Source organism: Sphingomonas sp. SRI_018 (genome assembly GCF_057586275.1).
The window spans coordinates 86,685-98,009 of record NZ_JBYCZO010000003.1 but is presented as its reverse complement, the minus strand read 5'-3'; the positions used below and the strand labels follow the sequence as shown (position 1 = coordinate 98,009).

The following is an 11,325-nucleotide window of genomic DNA, read 5'->3' as shown; positions in this document are numbered from 1 at the left end:
GCGAGCGGGCGGGGCACGCGGCCGCCGGCTATTTGTGAAGGAGAATGCGCAGGCTCGGCCCAATGCTGTCGCGACCGACGGCAGCAGTGATGCCGAGGCGATCGCCGCGTCGGCTATCGGAGCTCGGATGGGCTCGCGGGCGCCTCGACAACGCGGACAGGGATTCCGCCCTTGACGTTGCGCAGCGTCACCAGCCGGACTTCCTCCAGCGCATTGCCGGGCTTGCCGTCCGACGTGACCGCCAGCGCGATATGGTTGCGGCCGCGATGGTTGAGGATGCCCTCGGGGATCGGGAAGGTCCGCTGCGGTCCGACATGAGCGATGAACTGGCCCATGTTCCACCCGTTCACGAACAGCAGCGCGCGATAGTCGACCGGCGAGCGCGGCTTGGCCGGGTCGCCGAACTGGACCGCGATCGTGGCGTCCTGGCCCTTGGGCACGGCGAGGGTGAATTCGGTCCGATACCAGCTGGTGCCGGGCTGTGTCCCGGCAGCCGGCAGCGTCGTCGTCCAGCCGCTGTCGTCAAAGCCCGGCAAGTGCCAACCGACGCGCTCCCCGTAGAGGCCGCCGTTGTTGGCGACGCCGCGGATCGGGTCGGCCAGCTCTTCGCCGCCGCGACGGCCCTGGATCTTCCACGCGATCGGCACTGCGAAGCTGGGGCCGGCCCGCGGCTCGACTGAGACCGAGATCAGCCCGCGCGCCTCCTTGTGGAAATCGTCGGAGTCGAGATCCCAGTTGTGGCCGTTGTTGCGGACCATTACCGAAAGCACATGCTCGCCGGGCGCCCGCGCCGCATCGGGAAGCACGAACTCCGCGACCCCGGTGGTGATCGGCCGCGGCAGCCCGCCGGGCGTCTCGCCCTGACCGATGAACCTGCCGTCGAGGAAGACCTGCACCAGCCCCGATCCGCCCGCGCCGTAATAGAGCCGGATGCGCTCCGCGTTCGGTCCCCCGGCGAAGCGACCGCGATACCAGACATCGCCCTCGTGGAAGCCATAGGCGTCCATCAGCATGTTGGGCTGGCCGTCGGGCCTAGCGGTGATGCTGGCATAGGCGCGGTTGTCGATCGCAAGCCAGCCGCTGTCGTCGAAATCGGGCGCTGCCTCGGGCGAGCCGGCCTTTACCTTCCAGCTGGCGAGCGCCGGCAGGACGAAGTCCGCCGGTCCGGCGAGCGGCCGTGTCGCCCTGCGGCTGCCGGCGGCACCGTCCGCCAGCTCCACGCGCGCGCCGTTCCAGGTGACGGTGCGCAGTCGTGCCGGCGCCCATAGCTCGAGTGGCGTTGCGGCCGCGGTGTCGCCGGTGAGCGCCAGCGTCGAGCCCTGCGCTCCGGCCGCGCGGACCAGCGCCGGGCCGCGTACCAGCACCGGCCCGGCCGCGGTGTCGTGACGCCAGAACTGCGCGCCACCAGCCTCGTCGGTCAGCAGCAGGGTGAGCGGCGGCCGCCCTCCGCCCTCGATGCGCACGCGGGCGAGGCCGGCATGGGCATAGTCGAGCACCAGGTCACCTTTCGACGCGTCGAAACGGTGGCGGACGTCGCCCTCGATCACCGTCACCGTCGGCGCGGCGCTATAGCGCAGCACAGTCTCGCCGCGCTCGCCGGCGCGGCCGTAGAGCAGCATCAGGTCGCCGCCGTCCTGCCGCATCGCCGCCTGCAGCTCGGAGGTGGAATAGACCAGCCGCTGGCCGCCCAGCGTCACCCCCGCCACCAGCCATTTCGCGTCGAAGCCGTTTAGCTGCATCGGCTCCGCCTGCGGAAAGCTGTAGCGGCCGTCGGGCAGGTCGGCGGTGATGGTGAAGCGGTCGTCGCTCGTGCCATTGGACGGCCGGTGCGTCACCATCAGGAAACGCGCGTCGCTCTCCGGGCTGCGGTTGTGATAGACTTGGATGTTGGGCGAGGAGGCTGTCGCCGGCCCGGCCGGCACCATTCCCGCGAGGTCGGGGACCGAGGCGATCAGCCCGGCGAGCTGCTTCAACTCCTCCGCCTTGGGGCGAAGCTCGCGCGCCTCCGAGATGGCGGCGCCGTAGTCATAGCTGGTGAAGACGACGGGCGCGGCTAGCCAGCCCCAGCTCGTCCCGCCAAAGCCCATGTAGAAGCTCTGGATGTCGATGCCGTTGGCGAGATTGGTGCCGTAGAACACGCGCTGGAACCGCTTGCCGCGCTGGATGGCGTTGCACTCGTATCCGCCGTTCGATCCCCAATAATCGAACCAGCCGCCGCCGAACTCCGCGAGGAAACCCGGCGTGTCGGGGGAGGCGGAGGCGCCGCCCTTGGCCCCGCCCGGGCCGTAGAATCCCCAGTCGGGCGCCGCCGATCCCCGGGTCGGCCGGCCGGCGACGGTGCAGGTGCCGCCGGGATAGCCGTCGAAGGCGTAGAGGTCGTTCGGCCCCTTCACCACATTGGGCACGGTCGAGCTTTCCGGTACCCAATAGCCGTTGCGGCCCTGATCATTGTGGAAGATCGGCACGGTGATGCCGTCGGCGCGTGCCTTGGCATAGAGATGGTCCATGTAGCGCCGCTGCGCCGGGGTGGTCAGCGCCAGCTCGTTCTCGATCTGGTGCAGGATCACGGTGCCCTGGTGGCCCTTGCCGTCGCCATTGATCTGATGCCGCGCGATGATCGCGTTCACGTGGGTAAGCCACTCGTCGGCGGCGGCGAGATAGGCGGGATCGTCGGTGCGCGCCCGCCCGCGCTGGTTGACCAGCCAGCCGGGGAAGCCGCCGCGCGTCAGCTCCGCGTTCACATAAGGCCCGGCGCGGGTGATGACGTAGAGCCCTTCCTCCTCCGCCATCGTCAGCACCCGTTCGACGTCGCGGATGCCGGTGAAGTCGTACACGCCCTGCTTCGGGCTGTGGTAACCCCAGTCGAAATAGAGCGCGACGGTGTTGAACCCGCTCGCCTTCATCTTCTGGAGCACGTCGCGCCACAGGTCGGGGCTCGGCAGGCGGAAGGGGTGGAACTCGCTCGACCAGATCACCAGCCGCTTGCCGTCGATCATCAGCGAGCGCGCGTCATAGGAGACACGGCCAAAGGTCTTGACCGGCGCGGAGAGGTTCTCGGTCTGCCGGGCGGTCTGCGCCGAGGCCTCGTGCGGCAGCAGTGCTGCGGCAAGCAGCAGGGCGAGCGGCGTCAACTTTATCTTGAAGGCATCAACCGCCACGACCGCCCCTCCATTTTCATCATATGATGTTGATATGCAAAATATGGGTATCTCGGGCGAACATTTCCGTCAAACGATGTCGTCTGTCGGCCAGGAACTCGGCCCGTGCGGGAGGCCTGCGCTTGCCATCGCGGCCCATGCGGATTAAGTCGCATGTCACGACACGGCCGCTCCGCGAGGGGCGGCCCTTATTGTTTCCGGAGGATTTTTTCGTGGCCCAGCCGCTGATGCCGCATGCGACCGCTTCCTGGCTGGTCGACAACACCTCGCTCTCGTTCGAGCAGATCGCCGACTTCTGCGGCCTCCATATCCTGGAGGTGCAGGCGATCGCCGACGACACCGCTGCGACCAAGCTCACCGGCCGCGATCCGGTGCGCGCGCACGAGCTCACGATGGAGGAGATCGAGAAGGGGCAAGCCGATCCCGACTATCGCCTCAAGATGCAGAAGGGGCCGGAGCAGGTCCGCCGCACCAAGGGCCCGCGCTACACGCCGGTATCGAAGCGCCAGGACAAGCCCGACGGCATCGCCTGGATCATCCGCAACCACCCGGAGATCTCGGACGGCGCGATCGGCAAGCTGATCGGCACCACCCGCAACACCATCGCCGCGATCCGCGACCGCACGCATTGGAACATCGCCAACATCGTGCCGAAGGATCCGGTGACGCTGGGCCTGTGCTCGCAGCGCGAGCTCGACGCGCTGGTCGCCAAGGCGGCCAAGGCGGCAGGCCTCGAGGCCCCGACCGACGAGCGGCTGGCCGGCGACCGCGAGGCGCTGATCGAGCAGCTCCGCGCCGAGCGCGACCAAGCGACTCGCGATGCCGAGATCGCCGCAGGCGAGGGCGAGGAAGTCCCGACCGAGCACACTGCCGAGACGCTGTTCAAGCAGTAAGGTGGTTTCCTTCGCTCCTCCCTTCGAGAAGGCTGGGCGATCCACATTTGAAGCTCTGAGCCTTTCCCTGGCCCAGTTCCCAACCGTCACCCCGGCCTTGGGCCGGGGTCCACCGGGAGGCAAGAACTGGACAAGAGGCTCAAACACAGCGCTGAGGCGGCGTGGACCCCGGCCCAAGGCCGGGGTGACGAAAAGAGAAGACCGATTCCCTAGTGCCATCCGTCCCAGGCCGCGCGTGACCTGACCCCTCCGGAACGATAAGCTCCTGCAACGACGGCTGCCGATTCACCGGCCGAGCGGAAAGGAGCCCCCGGATGTGTGACGAGCTGACCGCCGAAGACAACGACCGCCTGCTGGCGAGCGATGCGCTCACCCGTCGCCGTTTCGGGGTGATGGCGGGCGCTGCCGGTCTAGCCGCGCTGCTGCCGGCCCCTGCCGATGCCAAGGACGTCGCCGGCCGCGACGTCACCATCGACACGCCTGACGGCAAGGCCGACGCCTATTTCGTCGCACCGACCGGAGGCAAGCATCCCGGCGTGCTGGTATGGCCCGACATCATGGGCCTGCGCCCCGCCTTCCGGCAGATGGCGGACCGGCTCGCGCAGTCGGGCTATGCGGTGCTGACGGTCAACCAATTCTACCGCTCGACCAAGGCGCCCATCTTCAGCCCCGGCGAATCCTTCGACCAGCCGGCGGTGCGCGAGCGGATGGGGCCCTGGCGCGCCAAGCTGACTCCGGATGCCGTCATCAGCGACGGCAAGGCCTTCACCGCCTTCCTCGATGCGCAGCCGCAGGTCGACACCAAGCGCGGCCTGGGCAGCACCGGCTATTGCATGGGCGGTCCGATGGTGCTCCGCACCGCCGCCGCGGTTTCGAACCGGGTGCAGGCGGGCGCGTCCTTCCACGGCGCGGCGCTCGTCACCGATGCGCCCGACAGCCCCCATCTGCTCGCCCCTCGACTCAAGGGCAGCTATCTGTTTGCGATCGCGGAAAACGACGACCAGCGCTCGCCGACCGACAAGGACAAGCTGCGCGAGGCCTTCGCCGCCGCCAAGGTCCCGGCCGAGATCGAGGTCTATGCCGGCGCGATGCACGGCTGGTGCCCGCCCGACAGCCGGGTCTACAACCAGGCGCAGGCGGAAAAGGCCTGGGCGCGGCTGCTGGCGCTGTTCGAAAAGGCCTTATGACGATCGAGGAGAGGACGATGAGCGATCTGATCTTCTACACCAACCCGCAGTCGCGCGGGCGGATCATCCGCTGGATGCTGGAGGAAGTCGGCGCCGATTACGAGACCAAGGTGCTCGATTTCGAGCGCGGGTTGAGGGGCGACGAGTATCGCGCGGTCAACCCGATGGCCAAGGTCCCCTCGATCGTCCACAAGGGGCGGACGGTGACCGAATGCGCCGCGATCTGCGCCTATCTCGCCGATGTCTTTCCCGACGCGGGCATGGCGCCGCCGACCGACGATCGCGCCGATTATTACCGCTGGCTGTTCTTTGCCGCCGGCCCCGTCGAGCAGGCGGTGAGCAGCCGCGCCGCCGGCTGGGAGCCGAGCGAGCAGCAGCAGCGGATGTTCGGCTTCGGCTGCTACGAGCGCACGATCGACACGTTGGAGAGCGCGGTGAGCGGCCTCGGCGAGCGCTGGCTGACCGGCGATCGCTTCAGCGCGGCCGACCTCTATGTCGGCGCGCATCTCTCCTGGGGCACGGCGTTCGGGACGATCCCCAAGCGTGATGCGTTCATGGCCTTCGTCAATCGGGCGGCGGCGCGCCCGGCGGCGATCCGCGCCAACGAGCTCGACGATGCGCTGATGAACGAGCCGGCCTGACGCGCTTGGGTTCGCATGTGACACGCAAATCCCGTTCGCCCTGAGCTTGTCGAAGGGCTGTCCTTCTTCTTCAAACGCCGGAGAAAGAAAGGACAGCCCTTCGACAAGCTCAGGGCGAACGGGTGGGACGGGAGCCGTTCCGCAGCGCCTCGAGCCGCGCGGGCAGCCGGTCGAGGATCGCCTGCCGCCGCGCGTCGGTGGTGCCGGACCATTCCTCCACCTCGTCCCCGCTGCGCCCGCAGCCGAGGCACCAGCCGGTGGCGGGATCGAGCACGCAGACGCTGATGCAGGGGCTCGTCACCCTTGCCGGTTCGGGATATTCGAAGAGATCGTCGTCCATTGATCGCGGGGCAAGCTACGCCCCGAGCTTGACCTCGAGGAACGCCGGCACCGGACCGTTCCAGCCCTCGTCCGGCCCGTTGTCGCGGCTCTGGCGGCGGTCGTCGCGGCGCGGCCGCTTCGCCTCGCGCGCCGGAGCGGTAGGCTCTGCCTCGCGCCGCGGTTTGCGCTCACGCGGCGCCTCAGCCTCGCCGGCTGCCTTCTCGCCGCGCCGGACCCGCTTGGGTTTCTCGCGGTCTTCGGTTTCGACCGTCTCGCGCGGGATGGTCTGGCCGGTGAGCTTCTCGATGTTCTCGATGTTCTCGGCGTCCTCGGACGTCACCAGCGTATAGGCGGTGCCGGTCGCGCCCGCGCGGCCGGTGCGGCCGATGCGGTGGACATAGTCGTCGGGATGCCAGGGCGCGTCGAAGTTGAAGACGTGGCTGACCCCCTTGATGTCGAGCCCGCGTGCGGCGACGTCGGAGGCGACGAGGATGTTGATCTCGCCGCGCTTGAACAGCTCGAGCTCGGCCAGGCGCTGCGGCTGCTCCATGTCGCCGTGGATCTCGCCGGAGCGGTAGCCGTGACGCTTCAGGCTCTTGTTGAGCTCGCGCACCGTGGTCTTGCGGTTGCAGAAGACGATCGCGGTCGAAACATTGTCGCGGTCGATGAGCGCGCGCAGCGTGTCGCGCTTCTTCATCGTCGTGGTCTGGACCAGCTTCTGCGTGATGTTGGTGTTGGTCGTCGCCGGCCGCGCGACCTCGATCGTCTTGGGGTTCGACAGGAACTTGTCGGCCAGCTTCTTGATCGGCGGCGGCATCGTCGCCGAGAACAGCAAGGTCTGCCGGGTCTTGGGCAGCTTCGTGCAGATCTCCTCGATGTCGGGGATGAACCCCATGTCGAGCATCCGGTCGGCCTCGTCGATCACCAGCAGGTCGCAGCCGGTCAGCAGGATGTTGCCGCGCCCGAACAGGTCCATCAGCCGCCCCGGCGTCGCGATCAGCACGTCGACGCCCTTCTCCAGCGCCTTCACCTGGTCGCCCATGGAGACACCGCCGATCAGCAACGCCATCGAGAGCTTGTGGTACTTGCCGTATTTCTCGAAATTCTCGGCTACCTGCGCGGCGAGCTCGCGCGTTGGCTCGAGGATCAGCGAGCGCGGCATCCGCGCGCGAGACCTGCCCTGCGCCAGGATGTCGATCATCGGCAGCACGAAGCTGGCGGTCTTGCCGGTGCCGGTCTGGGCGATGCCGATCAGGTCGCGCATCATCAGCACGCTGGGGATGGCGCTCGCCTGGATCGGAGTCGGCTCGGTGTAGCCGGACTCCGTCACCGCGCGCAGCAATTCGTCTGAAAGGCCGAGATCGGCGAAGCTCATGAACGATGTCCGGAAAGGGGCGCGAGGGCCGCGCCTCGATCAGCTTCGCGCGCTCGCGGATTTATCGGCGATTGTCAAGCTATCGGCTTGGGACGAGCGCGCTGAATGACTCGATCCGGCACTCGCCGCCGGCCCGCGAGCGGATCGAATCGCGGCTGGCGCAGACCTTCCCGTCGGGATTCATGCGCACATAGAGGCCGGAGTAGAAATCGAGCGCCGGGCAATCGTCGCCGAAGCGCGCGCGCAGCCGCTTGCCGTTGAGCAGCAGCAGGTCGACCCGGTCGGTCCCCGCGATCGTCGCGCCCGCGAGCGTTTCCACCGGCACGCATTTGTCAGTCTTGCGCTCGACCCAGCGGATCGGCGGCAGCGGGGCGGCGGGCGGGGCGGCAGCGATCGATGCGCGCCCGACCGGCAGCCGCGGGATGCGGATGATCAGCCGCTGCTGGATCGTCACCTCGGTGATCGTCTCCCGCTCGGACTGCATCTGACGACGCTGCTCGCCACCGGCGGCTCCGGGGACGGCAAGCGTGGTGAGCAGGAGCAGCGGAAGGCGAACGTCTGGCATGATGTCGGCGAAAATATGGAATCCTGCGATTGAACCCTGCATGAATTGGCGGCCGAGGCACGCCATGCTAGCGGCGGCCACGCCATGACGCCAGTGCAAGCCCAGCTCGTCGAAGCGCTGCGATCCCGCTTCGGGGCGAGGATCGCGGTCACCGATCCCGTCGACATCGCGCCGTGGCTGACGGACTGGCGCGGCCGCTACCATGGCGCCGCGCCGGCGCTGCTGGCGCCCGCCTCGACGGCGGAGGTCGTCGCGGTGGTCGAGGCGGCGCACGAAGCACGGGTGCCGCTGGTGCCGCAGGGGGGCAACACCTCGATGGTCGGCGGCGCGACTCCGCCGGCCGACGGATCGGCGCTGATCCTGTCGCTGCGGCGGATGAACCGGATACGGAGCGTCGACCCGGACGCCAATCTCGCCGTCGCCGAGGCGGGGGTGATCCTGGCTGACTTCCATACGGCGGCCGAGGCCATGGGGCGGCGCTTTCCGCTGACGCTGGGCAGCCGCGGATCGGCGACGATCGGCGGGCTCGCCTCAACCAACGCCGGCGGCACGCAGGTGCTGCGCTGGGGGACGATGCGGAGCCTGATCGCGGGACTGGAGGCGGTGCTGCCCGACGGCTCTGTGCATGATGGGCTGGCCGCGCTCAAGAAGGACAATCGCGGCTACGACCTCGACCAGCTGCTGATCGGTTCCGAAGGCACGATCGGCGTGATCACCGCCGCGACGCTGCGGCTGGCGCCTGCGATCGCCGCGCGCGCCGTGGCCTGGGCCGCCGTCGCCACGCCGCATGCGGCGCTCCGCCTGCTCCGCCTGATGGAGGCGGAGAGCGATGCGATCGAGAGCTTCGAGATTATCCCGGGCGAGACGCTGGCGGTCGTGCTCGGCCATGTCCCCGACACCCGCTCACCGCTCGCCGGCACGCACGCCTGGCATGTGCTGATCGAGGCGGTGGCGGGTGATCTCGACCGCGAACCGCCGGCGGTGCTGCTCGAACGCCTGCTCGCCAGGGCATTGAATGAAGGGCTGGTCGAGGATGCAACGATCGCCGCGAGCGAGGCGCAGGCGGAGGCCTTCTGGCGTATCCGCCATTCGATCTCGGAGGCCGAGCGGGCGCACGGCCCCCAGCTCGCGCACGACATCTCGGTGCCAGTCGAGCGGATGCCCGATTTCCTGACGACCGACGCCCGCGCGATCGAGGCGGCATTTCCCGGCACCACGGCGAACGGCTTCGGCCATCTGGGCGACGGCAACGTCCATTTCCATGTCCACGCCCCCGCGGGTGCCGACGCGGCCACCTGGTATGCCGAGCAGGCGCCGGCGATTACCCGTCTCGTCCACGACCATGTCGTCGCCGCGGGCGGATCGATTTCGGCGGAGCATGGCATCGGCCAGATGAAGCTGGCCGAGCTCGAACGGCTGGGGCCGCCGGCACGCCTTTCGGCGCTCCGGGCGATCAAGGTCGCGTTCGATCCGGCCGGTCTGTTCAATCCCGGCAAGCTGGTGCGCCTTGCGCCGCCGACTTCGGGCGCATCATAACGGCGATCCGTTCCGCAAGAGGGGAGCATCATGGCACTGGGGCCATTTGTCCGTGACGACCGCTATTCCACCGTCGCGATCGCCTTTCACTGGACGATCGCGCTGCTCGTGCTGTTCAACCTGGCCGTCGGGCTGTTCCACGACGGCCTGCCGCGCGAGTGGCAGCTGATGCCCCTGCACAAGGCGGCCGGCATCACCGTGCTGGTGCTGAGCCTCGGCCGGCTCGCCTGGCGGCTGATGCACCTGCCGCCGACGCGTGCCACCAACATCGCGCCGTGGGAGCACCGCTTCGCGCTCGTCGTGCACTGGACGCTCTATTTCCTGATGATCGCGATGCCGCTGACCGGCTGGGCGATGTCGTCGATCGGTCACGACGGCAACCCGCCGCGGCCGCTCACCTGGTTCTTCCTGTTCGCCATTCCATATCTGCCGGTATCGCCGGGCATGGCGGATTTCGGCCATGAGGCGCATGAGATCCTGGGCTATCTGATGACCGCGCTGGTGCTGCTCCACGTCGCCGCGGCGCTGCGCCATCACCTCGTCCGGCGCGACGTGACCCTCGTGCGCATGCTACCCATATTGCGACCGCGCGAAGGCTGACACACAAAGATACAAATCAGTGCCTTGAAGGCGTGTAACCGTTTGCCTATATCCGTGTTGTACGGCTTCGTGTCCCCCCTTTCGCGAGGTCGTACGGCACGCCTGCGGGCGTGTCTCCTCCCTGAACCTTGGCCGCCTCGGGCTTGTCCCGAGGCGGTTTTTTTATTCCGCGGCGATGGCGGCGGGGGCGATCTCGTCGGCCAGCGCGTCGATGATCTCGCGCAGCAGTCTGGCGGTCGCGGCGAAGCCGGGGCCCGGCTCGCGCAGCTTGGCGTCGAGATAGCTCGACCGGTCGATTTCGACCTGGATCGCATGCACGCCGCGCGCGGGCGCGCCATGGCGATCGAGGATGTGGCCGCCCGGATAGGGAGCGTTGAGCGCAACCGCAAAGCCCGCATCGCGGACCACGCTCTCGATGCGATGGACGAACCGTGATCCCGCCGCGCGCCCGAAGCGATCGCCGATCACCACTCGTGCGGCGGCGGGGGCGGCGATCGGCGGCATCGAATGGACGTCGAGCAGCACCGCCGCGTCGAATCGCGCCCGCGCGGACTGCAGCGCGGCGGCCAGTGCCGCATGGTAGGGCCGGTGATCGGCGACGATCCGCGCGACGACCTCCTCGCCCGACAGCCGCCTGAGCCACAGCTCGCCCGCGCCGCTCACCCGCCGGGGCACCAGGCCGAGGCCGCCCTTCACCTTGGCGGAGACGAACGGCATCGTCATCGTCGAGGCGCCGTCGTCGAGCCTGGGGTCGCGGTCCTGCTCGCCGCGGTTGAGATCGATCCAGGCCCGCGCGCGCCTGGCGATGAAAGCGGTCTCCACGCCCAGCGCAGCCTCCGTCAGCCGATCGATATAGCGATCCTCGAGAGGGATCAGCGAAGCGAGCGGCACGCGCAGCGCCTCCTGCAGCACCGGCGGATAGTCGCGCCCGCCGTGCGGCACCGACAGCACCACCGGGCTCACCGGCTCTACGGGACCGAGGCGCTCGAACGGCGGAATGTCGATCGGACTCACGTCGGCAACGGTATCTGTCCTGCTGCCAACCTGCA

The 11,325-nt window shown here is 68.6% G+C and carries 10 protein-coding genes; 5 read left to right on the top strand and 5 right to left on the bottom strand.

Annotated features, from left to right (window positions below; translation table 11 throughout):
- Positions 1 to 113: 113 nt before the first annotated feature.
- Positions 114 to 3,131 (bottom strand): glycoside hydrolase family 35 protein, encoded by a 3,018-nt coding sequence (locus tag AC2YHA_RS15960; RefSeq protein WP_487402533.1) that lies wholly within the window; start codon positions 3,129 to 3,131, stop codon positions 114 to 116.
- 254 nt (positions 3,132 to 3,385) lie between these two features.
- On the opposite strand from AC2YHA_RS15960, the gene AC2YHA_RS15955 reads away from it, so the two are divergent.
- The 3 genes from AC2YHA_RS15955 (at position 3,386) to AC2YHA_RS15945 (ending at position 5,879) form a co-directional block, all read left to right on the top strand.
- The gene (locus tag AC2YHA_RS15955) at positions 3,386 to 4,051 is read left to right on the top strand and encodes a DUF1013 domain-containing protein (protein ID WP_487402532.1); all 666 of its coding nucleotides are present in this window, start codon (positions 3,386 to 3,388) and stop codon (positions 4,049 to 4,051) included.
- Between the two features lie 314 nt (positions 4,052 to 4,365).
- The gene (locus AC2YHA_RS15950; RefSeq protein WP_487402393.1) at positions 4,366 to 5,238 is read left to right on the top strand and encodes a dienelactone hydrolase family protein; all 873 of its coding nucleotides are present in this window, start codon (positions 4,366 to 4,368) and stop codon (positions 5,236 to 5,238) included.
- A 17-nt stretch (positions 5,239 to 5,255) separates the two neighbouring features.
- Positions 5,256 to 5,879 (top strand): glutathione S-transferase family protein, encoded by a 624-nt coding sequence (locus AC2YHA_RS15945; protein ID WP_487402392.1) that lies wholly within the window; start codon positions 5,256 to 5,258, stop codon positions 5,877 to 5,879.
- 109 nt (positions 5,880 to 5,988) lie between these two features.
- On the opposite strand, the gene AC2YHA_RS15940 is transcribed toward AC2YHA_RS15945, so the two are convergent.
- The 3 genes from AC2YHA_RS15940 to AC2YHA_RS15930 all read right to left on the bottom strand — a co-directional run bounded on the left by AC2YHA_RS15940 (position 5,989) and on the right by AC2YHA_RS15930 (position 8,140).
- Positions 5,989 to 6,219, bottom strand: a complete 231-nt coding sequence (locus AC2YHA_RS15940) for a DUF1289 domain-containing protein (RefSeq protein ID WP_487402391.1) — start codon at positions 6,217 to 6,219, stop codon at positions 5,989 to 5,991.
- 15 nt (positions 6,220 to 6,234) lie between these two features.
- Positions 6,235 to 7,575 (bottom strand): DEAD/DEAH box helicase, encoded by a 1,341-nt coding sequence (locus tag AC2YHA_RS15935; RefSeq protein WP_487402390.1) that lies wholly within the window; start codon positions 7,573 to 7,575, stop codon positions 6,235 to 6,237.
- Positions 7,576 to 7,654: 79 nt separating this feature from the next.
- Positions 7,655 to 8,140: a hypothetical protein gene (locus tag AC2YHA_RS15930; RefSeq protein ID WP_233783984.1), complete on the bottom strand. Its 486-nt coding sequence runs from the start codon at positions 8,138 to 8,140 to the stop codon at positions 7,655 to 7,657.
- Between the two features lie 84 nt (positions 8,141 to 8,224).
- Here AC2YHA_RS15930 and AC2YHA_RS15925 point away from each other — a divergent pair, with 84 nt between their 5' ends.
- On the top strand, positions 8,225 to 9,676 hold the full coding sequence (locus tag AC2YHA_RS15925; RefSeq protein ID WP_487402389.1) for an FAD-binding oxidoreductase: 1,452 nt from the start codon (positions 8,225 to 8,227) through the stop codon (positions 9,674 to 9,676).
- Positions 9,677 to 9,706: 30 nt separating this feature from the next.
- Positions 9,707 to 10,276 carry a cytochrome b gene (locus tag AC2YHA_RS15920; RefSeq protein ID WP_233783982.1) on the top strand — a complete coding sequence of 190 codons (570 nt, stop codon included), beginning with the start codon at positions 9,707 to 9,709 and terminating at the stop codon, positions 10,274 to 10,276.
- A 162-nt stretch (positions 10,277 to 10,438) separates the two neighbouring features.
- Here the strand turns inward: AC2YHA_RS15920 and AC2YHA_RS15915 are convergent, their stop codons facing one another.
- On the bottom strand, positions 10,439 to 11,290 hold the full coding sequence (locus AC2YHA_RS15915) for an N-formylglutamate amidohydrolase (RefSeq protein ID WP_487402531.1): 852 nt from the start codon (positions 11,288 to 11,290) through the stop codon (positions 10,439 to 10,441).
- Positions 11,291 to 11,325 lie beyond the last annotated feature (35 nt).